We start from the raw sequence: 17,854 nt of genomic DNA on the forward strand, positions 1-17,854 counted from the left end.
TCTACGTGCGGTTGCGGGCCGAGGTGACGCGGTAGACGTCGTAGACGCCCTCCACGCCGCGTACGGCCTTCAGGACGTGTCCCAGGTGCTTGGGGTCGCCCATCTCGAAGGTGAACCGGGAGGTGGCGACCCGGTCGCGGGAGGTCTGCACGGCCGCGGAGAGGATGTTGACGTGCTGGTCGGACAGCACGCGCGTGACGTCCGAGAGCAGCCGGGAGCGGTCGAGGGCCTCGACCTGGATGGCGACCAGGAACACCGAGGACTGGGTGGGCGCCCACTCGACCTCGAGAATCCGCTCGGGCTCGCGGGACAGCGAGTCGACGTTCACGCAGTCGCTGCGGTGCACGGAGACGCCGCTGCCGCGGGTGACGAAGCCGATGATCGGGTCGCCCGGTACGGGGGTGCAGCAGCGGGCCAGCTTGACCCACACGTCCTCGACGCCCTTGACGATGACGCCGGGGTCGGCGCTGGAGCGGCGCTTGCGGCGGCTGCGGGTGGGCGGGACCGACTCGTCGATCTCCTCGGTGGCCGCCTCCTCGCCGCCGAGGGCCTGCACCAGCTTCTGCACGATGTTCTGCGCGGAGACATGGCCCTCACCGATCGCCGCGTACAGCGCGGAGATGTCCGAGTAGCGCATCTCGTGCGCCAGCGTGACGAGCGAGTCGCCGGTGAGGATGCGCTGGATCGGGAGGTTCTGCTTGCGCATGGCGCGGACGATGGAGTCCTTGCCCTGCTCGATCGCCTCGTCGCGGCGCTCCTTGGAGAACCAGGCGCGGATCTTGTTGCGGGCGCGGGGCGACTTCACGAAGCCCAGCCAGTCGCGGGAGGGCCCCGCACCGGCCGCCTTGGAGGTGAAGACCTCCACCAGGTCGCCGTTGTCCAGGGTCGACTCCAGCGGCACCAGGCGGCCGTTGACCCGGGCGCCTATGGTGCGGTGGCCGACCTCGGTGTGCACCGCGTACGCGAAGTCCACGGGGGTGGCACCGGCGGGCAGCGCTATGACGTCGCCCTTGGGGGTGAAGACGAAGACCTCGTTGCGCGAGAGGTCGAAGCGCAGCGACTCCAGGAACTCGCCCGGGTCCTCGGTCTCCTTCTGCCAGTCGAGGAGCTGGCGCAGCCACGCCATGTCGTTGAGGTGGTCGTCCTTGCTCTTGCCGGACGACTTGGGCGCGTCGGTGCGGATCTTGGAGGCGCCGGCGACGGCCTCCTGCTTGTACTTCCAGTGCGCGGCGATGCCGTACTCGGCGCGGCGGTGCATGTCGAACGTGCGGATCTGCAGCTCGACGGGCTTGCCACCGGGGCCGATGACCGTCGTGTGCAGCGACTGGTACATGTTGAACTTGGGCATCGCGATGTAGTCCTTGAACCGGCCGGGGACCGGGTTCCATCGCGCGTGCACCGTGCCGAGGGCCGCGTAGCAGTCGCGGACCGTGTCCACGAGGACGCGGATGCCCACCAGGTCGTAGATCTCCGCGAAGTCACGGCCGCGGACGATCATCTTCTGGTAGACGCTGTAGTAGTGCTTGGGCCGGCCGGTGACGGTGGCCTTGATGCGGGCGGACCTGAGGTCCTGCTGCACCTCGTCGGTGACGATGGCGAGGTACTCGTCGCGCTTGGGCGCGCGCTCGGCGACCAGGCGGACGATCTCGTCGTACATCTTGGGGTAGAGGATCGCGAAGGCGAGGTCCTCCAGCTCCCACTTGATGGTGTTCATGCCCAGGCGGTGGGCGAGCGGCGCGTAGATCTCCAGGGTCTCGCGCGCCTTCTTCTCCTGCTTCTCGCGCTTGAGGTAGCGCATGGTGCGCATGTTGTGCAGGCGGTCGGCGAGCTTGATGACCAGGACGCGGGGGTCCTTGGCCATGGCGACGACCATCTTGCGTACGGTCTCGGCCTGCGCGGCCTCGCCGAACTTGACCTTGTCCAGCTTGGTGACGCCGTCGACGAGCAGGGCGACGACGTCGCCGAAGTCTCGGCGCAGGTCCTCCAGGCCGTACTCGGTGTCCTCGACGGTGTCGTGCAGCAGCCCGGCCATCAGTGTCGCCGGGTCCATGCCGAGCTCGGCGAGGATCGTGGTGACGGCGAGGGGGTGGGTGATGTACGGGTCGCCGCTCTTGCGCTTCTGGCCGCGGTGCCAGCGCTCGGCGACCTGGTAGGCGCGCTCGATCTGGCGCAGCGTGGCGTTCTCGATCTTGGGGTCGTTGCCGCGGACGATCCGCAGCAGCGGCTCCAGCACCGGGTTGTACGGGTTGGCCCGCTGCACGCCGAGCCGGGCCAGGCGGGCGCGGACACGGTTGGAGGAGCCGGAGCGCGGCTGGCCGGTGTTGGTGCGGGCCGACGGGGCGGAGCGGTCGGGGGGCGGCGGCTTGGGCCGCGGCTGCTCGGGCTTGTCGACGGGAGCCGCCTGGGCGTGCTGGACCGGCCCGCGGGTGTCGTTCTTCGCCTGTGGCGCGCTCGGCGCGGGCTTCGCCGCGGCTGCCGAGGCGGACTCGGGCTTGGCGGCGGTCAGGTGCTGGGCCTCGTCTGGCAAGAGGGCTCCTCGTGCGCGATCCGGATCCCCGGTCAGGCTCCGGAGACCCCATGGTAGCGAGCCAGGGCCCGACGATCGCCTCCGGAGCGGTGTGAGGACCGTCAACAGGAGAAACGCACGAGGCGGACGCCGGATTCCTCCGGGTCCGCCTGCGTGGTGTCGTCGGGTCCGTTCTCCGGGGCCCTCAGGGCCCTCAGACCGTGAGCAGCGCCTCCAGCGGGGCGCCCGCCAGGGCGGGTTCCAGCCGGGCACGGCCGCCGAGGAAGCCGAGCTCCATCAGCACGGCGAGGCCCGCGACCTCGGCGCCCGCCCTGCGGATGAGCTGGAGCGAGGCCTCGGCGGTGCCGCCGGTGGCCAGGACGTCGTCGACGACCAGGACGCGGTCGTCGCCGCCGAGGTCCTCCGCGTGCACCTCGATCTCGGCGGAGCCGTACTCCAGGTCGTACGCCTGGCTGAGCGTGGCTCCGGGGAGCTTGCCCGCCTTGCGGACCGGGATGAAGCCCAGGCCGGCCCGCAGGGCGACCGGGGCGCCGAGGATGAAGCCGCGTGCCTCCAGCCCGACCACCTTGGTGGCGCCGGCCCGGCGGGCGACGTCCGCGAGTGCCTCGGTGAGCGCGTCGAACGCCTTGGGGTCCGCCAGGAGCGGGGTGATGTCCTTGAACATCACGCCCGGCTCCGGGTAGTCCGCCACGTCCCGGATCCGGCTCAGCAGCAGGGCGGAGAGGTCGGTGTGCCCGGTCATCGGCGCTTCCCCGAAGGACGGCCACGGCCGCGCGCCCGGGAGGCGGGCTGGTTACGGGGGCCGACGACCGCGGCCGCGACGTCCTCGGGTTCGTCGTCGTAGTCGCTGTCGGTCGCGGGGGCCGCCTGGTCGGCGTCCGTGTCCCCGCCGTGGGCCCGCTTGGCCAGCACGCGCTTCTTGAGGGACCTCATCGCCGGCTCGCGCTCCTTGAGGTCGGCGACCAGCGGGGTGGCGATGAAGATCGAGGAGTACGCACCGGCGGCGAGGCCGACGAACAGCGACAGCGAGATGTCGTTCAGCATGCCGGCGCCGAGGACACCGCCACCGATGAACAGCAGGCCCGCCACCGGCAGCAGCGCCACGACCGTCGTGTTGATCGACCGCACCAGTGTGCTGTTGATCGAGCGGTTGGCGATCTCGCTGTAGGTCCAGCGGGTCTGCTTGGTGATGTCCTTGGTCTGTTCCTTGAGGCTGTCGAAGACGACCACCGTGTCGTACAGCGAGTAACCGAGGATGGTGAGCAGACCGATCACCGTGCCGGGGGTGACCTCGAAGCCGACGAGGGCGTAGATCCCGACCGTGATGGTGATGTCGTGGATCAGCGCGACGAACGCCGCGAGCGCCATGCGCCACTCGAAGGCGATCGCCAGATAGATCACCACCAGGATCAGGAAGATCCCCAGGCCCTGCCAGGCCTTGTTGGCGATCTGCTCGCCCCAGCTGGGACCGACCAGTTCGGCGTTGATCTGCTCGCCGTCGACCTTGAGGTCGTCGGCGAGCCGGTCCTTGATGGTGTCCGAGGTCTTGGTGTCGATACCGGCGACCTGGATGCGCAGGCTGCCGTCACCGAGCTTCTGGACGATGGCGTCGTGGCCGGAGGCGTCCTCCGCGAAGCCCTCGGCCGTGGACACCGAGACGCTCATGTTCTTCGGGGTCGTGAAGACCGCCCCGCCCTGGAACTCGATGCCCATGTGCAGGCCGCGCACCGCCAGGCCGACGATGGCCGTGATGGTGATGAGGATCGAGATGCCGTACCAGATCTTGCGGTTCTTGACGAAGTCGTAGCCGATCTCGCCGTGGTGGAGTCGGGCGCCGAGGGTGCCGAGCTTCGACATCTCTCACGCCTCCTTCGTCTGGGCAGGGGCGGAGGGACGACGGGTGCGGCGCAGCGGTGGCTTGGCACCCAGCGCCTTCGGGTCGAGACCGGACCACTTGTGGCCGCTCGCGAAGAACTTGCGGCGGGCCATCAGCGTGAGCAGCGGCTTGGTGAAGAGGAACACCACCACGACGTCGAGGACCGTGGTCAGACCCAGGGTGAACGCGAAGCCCTGCACCTTGCCGACGGTGACCACGAAGAGCACGGCGGCGGCGAGGAAGGACACGAAGTCGGAGACCAGGATGGTGCGCCGGGCGCGCGGCCAGGCGCGCTCCACGGCGGGACGCAGGGTGCGGCCCTCGCGGATCTCGTCCCGGACCCGTTCGAAGTAGACGATGAACGAGTCCGCCGTGATGCCGATCGCCACGATGGCACCGCAGACGGCCGGCAGGTTCAGCGCGAAGCCGATCGTCGGGCCGAGCAGCGCCATGATCACGTAGGTGAGCGCGGCGGAGACCAGCAGCGAGGCGACGGCGATGAAGGACAGGCCGCGGTAGTAGAAGAGCAGGTAGAGGATCACCAGCGCGAGGCCGATGGCACCGGCGATGAGACCGGCCTGCAGCTGCTCGCCGCCGAGGGCGGCGGTGACGGTGGTGACGCTGTCCTCGCGGAAGGTCAGCGGCAGCGCGCCGTAGGACAGCATGTTCGCCAGTTCCTGCGACGACTGCTGCGTGAAGTTGCCGGAGATCTCGGCGTTGCCGCCGGTCAGGGCCTGCCGGACGTAGGGGTCGGAGACGACCTCGCCGTCCAGGACGATCGCGAACTGGTTCTGCGGGGACGGCTTCTGCGCGAGCTGTCCGGTGATGTCGGCGAACTTCTTGGAGCCCTCGCCCGTGAACTTCATGGTCACGGTCCAGCCGGCGCCGGACTGCGTGTTCAGGACGGCGTCGGCCTCGTCGACGTCGGTGCCGTCGACGGCGGCGGGGCCGAGGATGTACTTCTGCCACTGGCCCTGGGAGTTCTGGCCGCAGGCGACGGTGGAGTCGGTGGCCTTGGCGCCGTCACCGGCGGTGGCGCGGACGCTCTCCTTGGTGCAGTCGAGCGCGGCGTACTGGGCCTGGAGCTTGCTGTCGTCGTCGGCCGCGCCGCCCGTGGCGGACGGGGAGGGGCTCGCCTTGTCGGTGGCGGCGGGGCTCTCGTCGGCCTTCAGGGCGTCGGTGACCGCGCGGCCCTGGGTGGTGGCGCTCGCCGAGGGGCTGGTGGACGCCGAGGGCGAGGAGCCGTCGGTGGCCTCCTTGTCCGTGGCCTTGTCCGTGGCCTTGTCGCCGGAGGGGTCGGCGGAGGAGTCGCCGGTGGCGCTCGGCTCCGGGGCGGCCCCGCCGCCGGCCAGCTCGGTGGCGATGACGGGACGGAAGTAGAGCTTGGCGGTGGTGCCGACCTGTTCCCGGGCCTGCTTGGAATTCGTGCCCTTGGGAATGTTGACGATGATGTTGCGTTCGCCCTGCGTCTGGACCTCGGCCTCGGAGACGCCCAGACCGTTGACGCGCCGCTCCATGATGGAGACCGCGGTGTCCATGTTGGTCTTGTTGATCGCGGACTCCTGGCCGGCCTCGGGGACCGCTGCCAGCGTGATGCTCGTGCCACCGGCCAGGTCGATGCCGAGACGCGGAGTGGTGTGCCCGGAGGCGAACATCCCTCCGGTGAGCGCCACGATGGCGATCAGGATCAGAGCCAGCGAGCGCCACGGCTTGCTTGTGGCGCTCGCGTTCCGTCCCTTTTTGAGTGCTGCCACCTTCTCGTACTCCCTCTCGGGCCGCCTCGTCCCCGGTCAGGGGGAGGGTGGCCATGACATGGTGTCGGGATCCCGTGCGAGCCGGGCATGTCCCGGGGCGCGCGGGCATCAGCCGCGCGCCCCGTGAACACGGCTACTTCGCGTCGGTCTCGCCGTCGGACTTCTTCGACCGCGCGTCCGCCGTGGCGTCGGCGGGCTCGTCCGCCGGCTCGTCGGCCGCGTCCTTCTTGCCGAGGTCGACAGGCGTGTCGTCGGAGACGGCGGCAGCGTCGGAGGAGTCGTCGGTCTCGGTGAGGGAGGAGGCGTCGTCCGGGACGACGTCGGCGTCGGACTGCAGGTCGTGCTCGATGCCGTGCACGATGCGGTTGTACTCCTCGTCGGTGAGGACGGCGCCGATCGAGTTCTTGGCGAACAGCAGCTCCACACCCGGACCGGCGTCGAGGAGGACGGTGTCCTCGCTGACCTCCTTGACCGTGGCGTACATGCCCCCGATCGTGCGGACGCCGGAACCGGGCTGCATCTGGTTCCGCATCTCGGAGGCCTGCTGCTGCTTCTTCTTGGCCGACCGGGTCATCAGGAACATGGCCCCGATGAGCACAATGAACGGGAGGAGGGTCAGGAGACTCACGGGTCGGAACTTCCTTCACACGACCGCGATGGTGAACGGCCTGATGGTTGGGGGTATGTACTGCCACCGACAAGGGCGGCATCGGCGGAGTCTAAGCGAGTCCGCACCACCGGAACAACGCTCAGCATGGCACCCGGGTTCCTGCCCGGGCCAACGTGCTCGCCGTCACGCCCCGAACAGGTCCCCTTGTCCCTTTCCGGCGCCCTGGGACCGGGGCGGCGTGAGGCCGAGATGGGACCATGCCGCCGGGGTGGCCACCCGTCCGCGCGGTGTGCGGGCGAGCAGTCCCTCCCGGACCAGGAAGGGTTCGGCCACCTCCTCCACGGTCTCACGCTCCTCCCCGACCGCGACGGCGAGCGTGGACAGGCCGACCGGGCCGCCGCCGAACAGTTTGAGCAGGGCTTCCAGCACCGCCCGGTCCAGCCGGTCCAGGCCCCGGGCGTCGACCTCGTACACCGCGAGGGCCGCGGCGGCGACGTCCTTCGTGATCCGGCCGTCGCCCTTGACCTGCGCGTAGTCACGGACGCGGCGCAGCAGACGGTTGGCGATGCGGGGGGTGCCGCGGGAGCGGCCGGCGATCTCCGCGGCGCCCTCGGTGTCGATCTCCACGTCGAGCAGGCTCGCCGAGCGGTGGACGACCCGCTCCAGCTCGGCCGGTTCGTAGAACTCCATGTGCGCGGTGAAGCCGAAGCGGTCGCGCAGCGGGGGCGGCAGCAGGCCGGCCCGGGTGGTGGCGCCGACCAGGGTGAAGGGCGGCAGCTCCAGCGGGATGGCGGTGGCGCCGGGGCCCTTGCCGACGATCACGTCGACGCGGAAGTCCTCCATCGCCATGTAGAGCATCTCCTCGGCGGGCCGCGACATGCGGTGGATCTCGTCGAGGAAGAGGACCTCGCCCTCCTGGAGGGAGGACAGGATCGCGGCGAGGTCGCCCGCGTGCTGGATGGCGGGGCCCGAGGTGATGCGGATGGGGGCTTCCATCTCGGCCGCGATGATCATGGAGAGGGTGGTCTTGCCGAGGCCGGGGGCACCCGAGAGCAGCACGTGGTCGGCGGTGGCGCCGCGGGCGCGGGCGGCGCGCAGGACGAGGTCGAGCTGCTCGCGGACCTTCTCCTGGCCGATGAACTCGCCCAGGTCCTTGGGGCGCAGCGCGGCCTCCACGGCCTGGTCCTCGCGGTCGGCGACCGATTCCACCAGCCGCTCGGAGGCGGCGGTGTCGTTCGTGTCGTCCCAGTTCATGTGCGTGTGCCTCAGCTCTCCGTACGGACTCGGGTGCGGGCCGTCGGGCGGCCGGCGCGGGCTATCGGGCGCGGTTCAGCGTCTGCAGGGCCGCCTTCAGCAGCTGCCCCACCGGTACGGCGCCCTCGGCGGCCTCCGCCTGGGGGGTGACCGCGGCCACGGCCTCGTCGGCCTCACGGGTCGCGTACCCGAGGCCGATCAGGGCGGCGTGCAGCTGGTCGCGCCAGCCGGCGGTGACGGGCGCGCCGACCGCGGGCGCGCCGATGGGCTCCCCGAGCCGGTCCTTCAGTTCGAGGAGCAGCTTCTGGGCGCCCTTCTTGCCGATGCCGGGGACGGCGGTCAGCGCCTTCTCGTCCCCGGTGGCCACCGCTCTGCGCAGGGCGTCGGGGCTGTGCACGGCGAGCATCGCCTGGGCCAGCCGGGGGCCGACGCCGGTGGCGGTCTGGAGCAGCTCGAAGACCTGGCGTCCGTCGTCGTCGGCGAAGCCGTACAGGGTCAGGGAGTCCTCGCGGACGACGAGGGAGGTGGCGAGCTTCGCGGGCTGTCCGACGCGGAGCGTGGACAGCGTGTCCGGCGTGCACCGGACGGCCATGCCGACACCGCCGACCTCGACCACCGCGGTGTCGGGGGCGAGGGCGGCGACCGTGCCGCTGACGAAGGCGATCATGCCGTACGGCCTTTCGATGCGTGGGGGGCCGCGGGGGCCCGCGGGGTCTTCGGCGGTGTCCGGGGGGCGCGCGCCGCGTGCGCGGCGGCGGCCTGCTGGAGCCGGTTCTGGGCGGGGGCGCGCCAGATGTGGCAGATGGCGAGGGCCAGGGCGTCGGCGGCGTCGGCGGGCTTCGGCGGTGCGTCGAGCCGCAGCAGGCGGGTCACCATGGCGCCGACCTGTGCCTTGTCTGCCCGGCCCGAGCCGGTGACGGCGGCCTTGACCTCGCTGGGGGTGTGCAGCGCGACGGGGATACCGCGCCGGGAGGCGCAGAGGATCGCCACGGCGCTGGCCTGGGCGGTGCCCATCACCGTGCGCACGTTGTGCTGGCTGAAGACGCGCTCCACGGCGACGAACTCGGGCTCGTGCTCGTCCAGCCACTGCTCCAGCCCCTGCTCGACGGCGACCAGGCGGTGTCCGAGGTCGGCGTCGGCGGGGGTGCGGACGACTCCCACGCCGAGCATGGTCAGCGGGCGTCCCGCGGCCCCTTCGACGACACCGACACCGCACCGGGTCAGCCCCGGGTCCACCCCCAGCACGCGCACGCGTCGCCCCCTTGCTCGATCACCTGTTTGTGCAGGCTATCGGGTGCCACCGACAACGCGGCGGGCCGACGGGGTGTGTCCCAGTCGGCCCGCCGGCTGTGGACGCGTCACGCGTCGACCTTCTCCATGATCTCGTCGCTGACGTCGAAGTTGGCGAAGACGTTCTGCACGTCGTCGCTGTCCTCCAGGGCGTCGATGAGCTTGAAGATCTTCTTGGCGCCCTCCTCGTCCAGCTCGATCTGCATGGTCGGGACGAAGTTGGCGTCGGCCGACTCGTAGTCGATGCCGGCGTCCTGCAGCGCGGTGCGCACGGCGACCAGGTCGGTGGCCTCGCTGAGCACCTCGAAGGACTCACCGAGGTCGTTGACCTCCTCGGCGCCCGCGTCGAGGACGGCGGCGAGGACGTCGTCCTCGGACAGCTCACCCTTGGGGACGATCACCACGCCCTTGCGGTTGAACAGGTACGACACGGAACCCGGGTCGGCCATGGAGCCGCCGTTACGGGTCATCGCGACGCGCACGTCCGAGGCGGCGCGGTTGCGGTTGTCGGTGAGGCACTCGATGAGCACCGCGACACCGTTGGGGCCGTAGCCCTCGTACATGATCGTCTCGTACTCGGCGCCACCGGCCTCCAGGCCGGCACCGCGCTTGACCGCGGAGTCGATGTTCTTGTTGGGGACCGACTGCTTCTTCGCCTTCTGGATGGCGTCGTAGAGCGTCGGGTTGCCTTCGGGGTCGGCTCCGCCCATCCGGGCCGCGACCTCGATGTTCTTGATGAGCTTCGCGAAGAGCTTGCCGCGCTTGGCGTCGATCACGGCCTTCTTGTGCTTCGTCGTGGCCCATTTAGAGTGGCCGGACATCTGCCTGTCTCCTTCGCGTAACCCATCTCTGCAACGAACGCAGGAATCCTACAAGGAGTCGCCGCGCCGGTACGCCCGCACCATGTCGGTGAACAGCCGGTGCACCCGGTGGTCTCCGGTCAGCTCCGGGTGGAACGAAGTGGCCAGCGCGTTGCCCTGGCGGACCGCGACGACATGGCCGTCGTGCTCGGCGAGGACCTCGGCTGCGGCGCCGACGGACTCCACCCAGGGGGCGCGGATGAAGACGCCCTCCACGGGTTCCCCGGGAACGCCCTTCACGTCGACGGCGGCCTCGAAGGACTCGTTCTGCCGGCCGAAGGCGTTGCGGCGCACGATCATGTCGATGCCGCCGACGGTCTCCTGCCCGGAGCGCGGGTCGAGGATCTTGTCGGCGAGCATGATCATGCCGGCGCAGGTGCCGTAGACCGGCATGCCGTCACGCACACGTGCGCGCAGGGGCTCCATCAGGCCGAACAGCACGGCCAGTTTGGAGATCGTGGTCGACTCCCCGCCGGGGATGACGAGGCCGTCCACCTCGGCGAGTTCCTCGGGGCGCCTGACCGGCCCGGCCGCGGCGTCGGCCGCGGCCAGGGCCACCAGGTGCTCCCGTACGTCGCCCTGGAGGGCCAGGACGCCGATGACAGGCGCGTCGGTCATCCGTACGTCACCAGCCGCGGTTGGCGTAGCGCTCGGTCTCGGGGAGGGTGTCGCAGTTGATGCCGACCATGGCCTCGCCGAGGTTGCGGGACGCGTCCGCGATGATCTTCGGGTCGTCGTAGAAGGTGGTCGCCTTGACGATGGCCGCGGCGCGCTTGGCGGGGTCGCCGGACTTGAAGATGCCGGAGCCGACGAAGACGCCCTCGGCGCCGAGCTGGCGCATCAGCGCGGCGTCGGCCGGGGTGGCCACACCGCCGGCGGAGAACAGCACGACGGGCAGCTTGCCCAGCTCGGTGACCTCCTTGACCAGCTCGTACGGGGCGCGCAGTTCCTTGGCGGCGGTGTACAGCTCGTGATTGTCGTAACCGCGCAGGCGGGCGATCTCGTTCTTGATCTGGCGCAGGTGACGGACCGCCTCGACGACGTTGCCGGTGCCGGCCTCGCCCTTGGAGCGGATCATCGCGGCGCCCTCGGCGATGCGGCGCAGGGCCTCGCCGAGGTTGGTGGCACCGCACACGAAGGGGGTGGTGAAGGCCCACTTGTCGGAGTGGTTGACCTCGTCGGCCGGGGTGAGGACCTCGGACTCGTCGATGTAGTCGACGCCGAGCGACTGCAGCACCTGGGCCTCGACGAAGTGGCCGATGCGGGACTTGGCCATCACCGGGATGGAGACGGCGTCGATGATGCCCTCGATCATGTCCGGGTCGGACATGCGGGCCACACCGCCGTCCTTGCGGATGTCGGCCGGGACGCGCTCCAGAGCCATGACGGCGACCGCGCCGGCGTCCTCGGCGATCTTCGCCTGCTCCGGCGTGACGACGTCCATGATCACGCCGCCCTTGAGCTGCTCGGCCATGCCGCGCTTGACGCGCGCGGTGCCGGTCTCGGGACCCTGGTTTTCGGTGAGCGTGCTGGACACGGATGACCTCGCTGAGGTGAGGGGGATTCTGCAGCACTGAGGAAACGTGAACGGAGCAGGCCACAGCAAGGGCCAATGGAGAGCCGGTGGCTCGTTTTCGGTCGCCGCCCGTCGGTGAAGTGGCGGGATCTTGCCGTCAGGCGGCCCGCTCCACCAGGGCCGTCGGCGGTTCGTCGTCCATCTCGAAGGCCATCGGGAACGGCGCGTGGCCGGCCAGCCGGAACCAGCGCACCTTGCGGTGCAGGCGCAGCGCGCGGGCGGCCCGTACGGCGTCGTTGTGGAAGCGGCGGGCCATCGGCACCCTGCGGACGGCCTCGGCTAGTTCCAGCGCGGCCTCCTCTCCCCCGGGCGCCTCCCGGACCGCGTCCACCTGCTGGGCGTCGGCGAAGACCGCCCGCAGGGCCTGGCTCAGCTCGCTCTCGGCGACCTCCCGTTGCTCCTCCACCGCCTGCCGCGCGGCGTGCGCCGCCTCGTAGAGCACGATCGACGCGGCGGGGTCGAGCACGCCGGAGGTGGCCAGTTCCTGCGCCACGGAGGCGCGGCGCAGCAGTTGCGCGTCGAGCGCGGCGCGGGCGGCGTCGATCCGGGCGTGCAGCCGGTCCAGCCGCCCGGCCGTCCAGCTCAGGTACAGCCCTACGGCGACGAGGACGACGAGGATCCAGATCAGGGTTGGGGTCACGGGCGGCAAGGCTAGTACCGGCGGCGCCGGGTTCTGTCGTGGGGCTGCGCCCCGGGGGCGGTCGCGACACCGGGTGCAGCCCGCCGGTGGCTGGTCGCGCAGTTCCCCGCGCCCCTGGGGCGTTCACCCCACCGCCGTCCCGGAGGGCACCGCGCCCCTGGGGGCGTTCAGTCCCGCGCCAGGCCCAGGCGGGCCCTCAGGCCCGTCGCCCTGTCGTCCGTCGCCACCGCTGCCGCGCCTGCCGTGACCGTCTCGTAGACGGAGAGGATGTCCGCGCCGACCGTCGACCAGTCGAAGCGGCGCACATGGGCGCTGCCCCGCGCGCGCAGCTCCTCACGGCGCACGGGATCCTCCAGGAGCCGCACCGCCGCGTCGGCGAGCGCGTCCGCGTCCTCGTTGGCGAACAGCTCGCCGGCCGCGCCCTGGTCGAGGACCTGGGCGAACGCGTCGAGGTCGGAGGCCAGCACCGGGGCGCCCGCCGACATCGCCTCGACCAGGATGATGCCGAAGCTCTCGCCGCCGGTGTTGGGCGCCACGTACAGGTCGACGCTGCGCAGCAGGCGAGCCTTGTCCTCGTCGCTGATCATGCCGAGGAACTCCACGCGCGGGCGCAGTTCGGCCGGCAGCGACTCGACCGCCTCCTTCTCGTCGCCGCGCCCCGCCACCAGCAGCCGTGTCCCCGGGCGGGCGGCGAGGATCTTCGGCAGCGCCCGCATCAGCACCGGCAGGCCCTTGCGGGGCTCGTCGATGCGGCCGATGAAGCCGATGGTGTCGCCCTGCCACTCGGGCTCGGGCTCCGCCTCGGCGAAGAAGTCGACGTCGACGCCGTTGGGGATGACCACCGCGTCGCCGCCCAGGTGTTCGACGAGGGTGCGGCGGGCGTACTCGCTGACCGCGATCCGCGCGCTGATCTTCTCCAGTGCGGCCTGGAGGATGGCGTACGCGGCGATCATGGCCTTGGAGCGCGGGTTGGAGGTGTGGAAGGTCGCCACCAGCGGGCCCTGCGCCGCCCAGCAGGTCAGCAGGCCCAGGGACGGCGAGGACGGCTCGTGGATGTGCACCACGTCGAAGGCGCCGTCGTGCAGCCAGCGCCGCACCCGCGCGGCCGACAGGAAGCCGAAGTTGAGCCGGGCCACCGAGCCGTTGTACGGCACCGGCACGGCGCGGCCGGCGGAGACGACGTACGGCGGGAGCGGGGTGTCGTCGTCGGCCGGGGCGAGGACGGACACCTCGTGCCCGAGCCGGATGAAGTACTCGGCCAGGTCACGGATGTGGAACTGGACGCCACCCGGCACGTCCCAGGAGTACGGGCAGACGATGCCGATCCTCACGCGGTCCCCTTCCGGTCCTTCTCGCGGGCGGTCGCGGGGTCGAGGTCCTCGGTCCACAGGCGCTGCAGCATGTGCCAGTCCTCCGGGTGGTCGGCGATTCCCGTGGCGAAGGCGTCGGCCAGCGCCTGTGTCATGACAGACGTCTTCTCGGCGCGCGTACCTGACGCGGGAACCTCGACCGGGGCGTGGACGCGGCCCCGCATCCCCGGCGAGTCGTCGTACCAGAGGGTCACGGGCAGCAGCCGGGCGCCGGTCTGCTGGGCCAGCAGGGCGGGGCCGGCGGGCATCCGGGCGGGACTGCCGAAGAAGTCCACCTCGACGCCCGAGGAGGACAGGTCGCGGTCGGCGACCAGGCAGATCAGGCCGCCGTCACGCAACCGCCGGGCCAGGGTGCCGAAGGCGGAGCCGCCGCTGTGCGGCAGGACCTCCATGCCGAGGCCCTCGCGGTAGGCGACGAAGCGGTCGTAGAGGGTCTCCGGCTTCAGGCGCTCGGCGACGGTGGTGAACGGTATGCCGAGCTTGGTGGTGACCCAGGCGCCGGCGAGGTCCCAGTTGGCGAGGTGCGGCAGCGCGAGGATCACGCCCTTGCCGGCTTCCATGCCGTCGGTGAGGTGGTGCAGGTCCTTGGGCTGGAAGGAGTCCGCGATGCGTGCGGGGCTCCAGGCGGGCAGCCGGAAGGACTCCATCCAGTAGCGCAGGTACGAGCGCATGCCCGCGCGGGACAGTTCCGCCAGCCGCTGCGGTCCCGCGTCCGGCACGACGCGCGCGTAGTTGCTCTCCAGCCGCAGCACCCCCTTGCCGCGCTGCTTCCAGGCGACGTCGGCGATGGTGCGGCCGAGGCGGACGGCGACGGGCTCGGGCAGCTTCTTCACGGTGCCCCAGCCGGCGCCGTACAGGGCGTCGGCGAGCCGCTCCTGGGCGCTCACTGCGCGGCCTCGCTCCCCTGCGCCTGCTGCTGCTCGGCGGCCTCCGCCTCGGCGGACTCGCGGCGGACGGTGACCACCCGCTGGACCAGCGTGACGAGGCTGCCGACGGCGACGGCCCACAGGGCGACGGGCAGCAGGTACTGGATGCCGGGCACGCCGAACGCGTGCAGCCCCGCGAGCCCGGCCGCGACCAGCGAGATCACCAGCCGCTCGGCCCGCTCGACCAGCCCGTTGACGGCGACCGGCAGGCCGATCGACTCGCCGCGCGCCTTGGTGTACGACACCACCTGGCCGCTGGCCAGGCAGAAGATCGACACCGCGCACAGCGCGTTGTTGTCGCCCGAGCCCGCGTACCAGAGGGCGAACCCGCCGAAGACCGCGCCGTCGGCGACCCGGTCCAGGGTGGAGTCCAGGAAGGCGCCCCAGCGGCTGGAGCGTCCGAGCTGGCGGGCCATGTTGCCGTCGACCAGGTCGGAGAAGACGAACAGCGTGATGACGACCGTGCCCCAGAAGAACTCGCCCCGGGGGTAGAAGACCAGCGCGCCGGCCACCACGCCCGCGGTGCCGAGAAGCGTGACCGTGTCGGGGCTGACCCCCCGTCGGATGAGAAACGCGGCGAACGGTGTGAGGACACGCGTGAAAAATGCACGCGCGTACTTGTTCAGCATGGCCTTCCCGACGGTCGGTGTGGCCGCGTGACCCCTGCTGGCCACCGGCGGGCCCATCGTAGTCACGCACGCGGGTGCGCGGCTGCGGGGCACCCGCCCCGCGGCTCCCCGGCCGCCGCGCCGGGGGCGGACCGCATCCCTCGTGAACCGGGGCGGCGCGCGGGATCCGGTCCTTCGTATGGACGCGCCGTGACGGGAGTGGAAAGCTCGAAGGACCGCGGGCGCCGCCGTAGCCGCACCGCAGGCGATGCCCCCGGACCGGGTCCGGGGAAGGGTTCGACGGGTCCGCGCCCACAGTGACCTCACCGTGCACGGGAGGCAGGATCATGGGCGACAAGGCGCACACACACCCCGGGGCCGCCGGCAGGGCACAGGCGGCCGACCGCCCCACGTCCGTACGGAACGTGGTGCTGGTCGGCCACTCCGGATCGGGCAAGACGACGCTGGTGGAGGCCCTCGCGCTGACCGCGGGGGCGGTGAACCGGGCGGGCCGCGTGGAGGACGGCGGCACCGTCTCCGACTACGACGACATCGAGCACCGGCAGCAGCGTTCGGTTCAGCTCTCCCTGGTGCCGGTGGAATGGGGCGGCATCAAGGTCAACCTGCTCGACACCCCCGGCTACGCCGACTTCGTCGGGGAACTCAGGGCCGGTCTGCGGGCTGCGGACGCGGCCCTTTTCGTCGTCTCCGCCGCGGACGGCGTGGACGGCTCGACCCGCACGGTGTGGGAGGAGTGCGCGGCGGTCGGCATGCCCCGCGCCATCGTCGTCACGCATCTGGAGGCGGCCCGCGCCGACTTCGAGGAGATGACCCGGATCTGCGCGGAGACCTTCGGCGGGGACGACCCCGACGCCGTGCTGCCGGTGTACCTGCCGCTGCGCGGCCCCGAGGGGCCCGACGGCCACACGCCCGTGACCGGTCTGATCGGCCTGCTGACGCAGAAGCTGTTCGACTACTCGAGCGGCGAGCGCGTGGAGTCCGAGCCGGTCGGCGACCATGTGCCGCTGATCGCGGAGGCACGCGGCCGGCTGATCGAGGGGATCATCGCCGAGAGCGAGGACGAGACCCTCATGGACCGCTATCTCGGCGGTGAGGACGTCGACGTCAAGACGCTGATCGAGGATCTGCAGCGGGCGGTGGCGCGGGGCGCCTTCTTCCCCGTGCTGGCCGCCGCGCCCGCCGCCCCCGGCGCCCGTCAGGGGCTCGGCACCGTGGAACTGCTCGACCTGATCACCGGCGGCTTCCCGACCCCGCTGGAGCACGGCACCCCGCGCGTGACCACCCCGGACGGCAGGCCGCGTGAGCTGAAGCCGTGCGACCCCGACGCCCCGCTGGCCGCGGAGGTGGTGAAGACCTCCTCCGACCCCTACGTGGGACGGCTCTCGCTGGTGCGGGTCTTCTCCGGGACGCTGCGCGCCGACCAGACCGTGCATGTGTCCGGTCACGGGCTGAGCGACCGGGGCCACGAGGACCACGACGTCGACGAGCGGGTCGGCGCCCTGTCCACCCCGTTCGGCAAGCAGCAGCGGCCCGTGTCGCACGTCATCGCGGGCGACCTGGCGTGCGTGGCGAAGCTGGGCCGCGCGGAGACCGGCGACACCCTGTCCGCCAAGGACGACCCGCTGGTCATGGAGCCCTGGGAGATGCCGGACCCGCTGCTGCCGCTGGCCATCGAGGCGCACAGCAAGGCCGACGAGGACAAGCTGTCCCAGGGGTTGAGCCGGCTGGTGGCCGAGGACCCGACGATGCGTCTGGAGCAGAACCCGGACACCCACCAGGTGGTGCTGTGGTGCCTCGGCGAGGCGCACGCGGACGTGGCGCTGGAGCGGCTGCGCAGCCGGTACGGCGTCCAGGTCGACGTCGTGCCGCACCGGGTGTCGCTGCGGGAGACGTTCGGCGGCAAGGCGTCCGGACGCGGCCGGCACGTCAAACAGTCCGGTGGGCACGGGCAGTTCGCGATCTGCGAGATCGAGGTGGAACCGCTGCCGAACGGTTCGGGCATCGAGTTCGTGGACAAGGTGGTCGGCGGCGCCGTGCCCCGGCAGTTCGTCCCCTCGGTGGAGAAGGGCATAAGGGCCCAGGCGCTCAGGGGAGTTGCCGCCGGGCATCCGCTCATCGACGTCCGGGTGACGCTGCTGGACGGCAAGGCGCACTCGGTGGACTCCTCCGACGCCGCGTTCCAGACGGCGGGCGCGCTGGCCCTGCGGGAGGCCGCCGCGGACGCGCGGATCCATCTGCTGGAGCCGGTGGCCGAGGTGAGCGTGCTGGTCGGCGACGACTACGTCGGGCCCGTGATGAGCGACCTGTCCGGCCGCCGCGGCCGGGTGTTGGGCACCGAGCAGTCACCCGGCGGGCGCACCCTGATCCGGGCCGAGGTGCCGGAGATCGAGATCGGCCGGTACGCGGTCCACCTGCGTTCGCTGTCGCACGGCACGGCCCGCTTCAGCCGCCGCTACGCCCGGCACGAGCCCATGCCGCCGCAGGTCGCGGAGCGGGTCAAGGAGGAGGCGCACGCGGCCTCGTGACCGGCGCCGGGCGCCCG

General features: G+C 71.5%; 16 protein-coding genes. 1 reads left to right on the forward strand and 15 read right to left on the reverse strand.

Annotated elements, in window-relative coordinates:
- Nucleotide 1: 1 nt before the first annotated feature.
- The 15 genes from relA to pgsA form a co-directional block, all read right to left on the reverse strand.
- On the reverse strand, nt 2-2,527 hold the full coding sequence (gene relA / locus B100_RS0126275) for a GTP pyrophosphokinase (protein WP_024887393.1): 2,526 nt from the start codon (nt 2,525-2,527) through the stop codon (nt 2-4).
- 193 nt (nt 2,528-2,720) lie between these two features.
- Nucleotides 2,721-3,269: an adenine phosphoribosyltransferase gene (locus B100_RS0126280; protein ID WP_024887394.1), complete on the reverse strand. Its 549-nt coding sequence runs from the start codon at nt 3,267-3,269 to the stop codon at nt 2,721-2,723.
- Nucleotides 3,266-4,384: a protein translocase subunit SecF gene (gene secF, locus B100_RS0126285; RefSeq protein WP_024887395.1), complete on the reverse strand. Its 1,119-nt coding sequence runs from the start codon at nt 4,382-4,384 to the stop codon at nt 3,266-3,268. The genes B100_RS0126280 and secF overlap by 4 nt, the downstream gene beginning before the upstream one ends.
- Nucleotides 4,385-4,387: 3 nt before the next feature.
- Nucleotides 4,388-6,157: a protein translocase subunit SecD gene (gene secD / locus B100_RS0126290; protein WP_024887396.1), complete on the reverse strand. Its 1,770-nt coding sequence runs from the start codon at nt 6,155-6,157 to the stop codon at nt 4,388-4,390.
- 133 nt (nt 6,158-6,290) lie between these two features.
- The gene (yajC, locus tag B100_RS0126295) at nt 6,291-6,785 is read right to left on the reverse strand and encodes a preprotein translocase subunit YajC (protein WP_024887397.1); all 495 of its coding nucleotides are present in this window, start codon (nt 6,783-6,785) and stop codon (nt 6,291-6,293) included.
- Nucleotides 6,786-6,950: 165 nt separating this feature from the next.
- Nucleotides 6,951-8,021: a Holliday junction branch migration DNA helicase RuvB gene (gene ruvB, locus B100_RS0126300; RefSeq protein ID WP_024887398.1), complete on the reverse strand. Its 1,071-nt coding sequence runs from the start codon at nt 8,019-8,021 to the stop codon at nt 6,951-6,953.
- 61 nt (nt 8,022-8,082) lie between these two features.
- Complete coding sequence (ruvA, locus tag B100_RS0126305) at nt 8,083-8,688, reverse strand: Holliday junction branch migration protein RuvA (protein WP_024887399.1); 606 nt, start codon at nt 8,686-8,688, stop codon at nt 8,083-8,085.
- Nucleotides 8,685-9,272, reverse strand: coding sequence for a crossover junction endodeoxyribonuclease RuvC (gene ruvC, locus B100_RS0126310; protein ID WP_024887400.1), 588 nt, complete (start codon nt 9,270-9,272; stop codon nt 8,685-8,687). The genes ruvA and ruvC overlap by 4 nt, the downstream gene beginning before the upstream one ends.
- A gap of 107 nt (nt 9,273-9,379) precedes the next feature.
- Entirely contained in the window at nt 9,380-10,132 is a 753-nt protein-coding gene (locus B100_RS0126315; RefSeq protein ID WP_024887401.1) for a YebC/PmpR family DNA-binding transcriptional regulator, read from the reverse strand.
- Nucleotides 10,133-10,180: 48 nt separating this feature from the next.
- On the reverse strand, nt 10,181-10,789 hold the full coding sequence (gene pdxT, locus B100_RS0126320) for a pyridoxal 5'-phosphate synthase glutaminase subunit PdxT (protein ID WP_024887402.1): 609 nt from the start codon (nt 10,787-10,789) through the stop codon (nt 10,181-10,183).
- Between the two features lie 7 nt (nt 10,790-10,796).
- Nucleotides 10,797-11,708: a pyridoxal 5'-phosphate synthase lyase subunit PdxS gene (gene pdxS, locus B100_RS0126325; protein ID WP_024887403.1), complete on the reverse strand. Its 912-nt coding sequence runs from the start codon at nt 11,706-11,708 to the stop codon at nt 10,797-10,799.
- A gap of 136 nt (nt 11,709-11,844) precedes the next feature.
- Nucleotides 11,845-12,387, reverse strand: coding sequence for a LemA family protein (locus B100_RS0126330; protein WP_024887404.1), 543 nt, complete (start codon nt 12,385-12,387; stop codon nt 11,845-11,847).
- 167 nt (nt 12,388-12,554) lie between these two features.
- Complete coding sequence (locus B100_RS0126335; RefSeq protein ID WP_024887405.1) at nt 12,555-13,718, reverse strand: glycosyltransferase family 4 protein; 1,164 nt, start codon at nt 13,716-13,718, stop codon at nt 12,555-12,557.
- Entirely contained in the window at nt 13,715-14,644 is a 930-nt protein-coding gene (locus tag B100_RS0126340; protein WP_024887406.1) for a phosphatidylinositol mannoside acyltransferase, read from the reverse strand. The genes B100_RS0126335 and B100_RS0126340 overlap by 4 nt, the downstream gene beginning before the upstream one ends.
- Nucleotides 14,641-15,369 (reverse strand): phosphatidylinositol phosphate synthase, encoded by a 729-nt coding sequence (gene pgsA / locus B100_RS0126345; RefSeq protein ID WP_037723530.1) that lies wholly within the window; start codon nt 15,367-15,369, stop codon nt 14,641-14,643. Before pgsA ends, B100_RS0126340 begins: the two co-directional genes overlap by 4 nt.
- 269 nt (nt 15,370-15,638) lie before the next feature.
- Here pgsA and B100_RS0126350 point away from each other — a divergent pair, with 269 nt between their 5' ends.
- Nucleotides 15,639-17,837 (forward strand): elongation factor G-like protein EF-G2, encoded by a 2,199-nt coding sequence (locus B100_RS0126350; protein WP_024887408.1) that lies wholly within the window; start codon nt 15,639-15,641, stop codon nt 17,835-17,837.
- The last annotated feature ends 17 nt before the right edge of the window (nt 17,838-17,854 follow it).

Source organism: Streptomyces sp. CNH189 (assembly GCF_000527195.1).

Excerpts from the sequence above, each read along its gene's own strand:
- B100_RS0126280 (WP_024887394.1), bottom strand. The coding sequence starts at position 3,269 with ATGACCGGGCACACCGACCTCTCCGCCCTGCTGCTGAGCCGGATCCGG.
- secF (WP_024887395.1), bottom strand. The coding sequence starts at position 4,384 with ATGTCGAAGCTCGGCACCCTCGGCGCCCGACTCCACCACGGCGAGATC.
- ruvB (WP_024887398.1), bottom strand. The coding sequence starts at position 8,021 with ATGAACTGGGACGACACGAACGACACCGCCGCCTCCGAGCGGCTGGTG.
- ruvA (WP_024887399.1), bottom strand. The coding sequence starts at position 8,688 with ATGATCGCCTTCGTCAGCGGCACGGTCGCCGCCCTCGCCCCCGACACC.
- B100_RS0126315 (WP_024887401.1), bottom strand. The coding sequence starts at position 10,132 with ATGTCCGGCCACTCTAAATGGGCCACGACGAAGCACAAGAAGGCCGTG.
- pdxT (WP_024887402.1), bottom strand. The coding sequence starts at position 10,789 with ATGACCGACGCGCCTGTCATCGGCGTCCTGGCCCTCCAGGGCGACGTA.
- pgsA (WP_037723530.1), bottom strand. The coding sequence starts at position 15,369 with ATGGGCCCGCCGGTGGCCAGCAGGGGTCACGCGGCCACACCGACCGTC.
- B100_RS0126350 (WP_024887408.1), top strand. The coding sequence starts at position 15,639 with ATGGGCGACAAGGCGCACACACACCCCGGGGCCGCCGGCAGGGCACAG.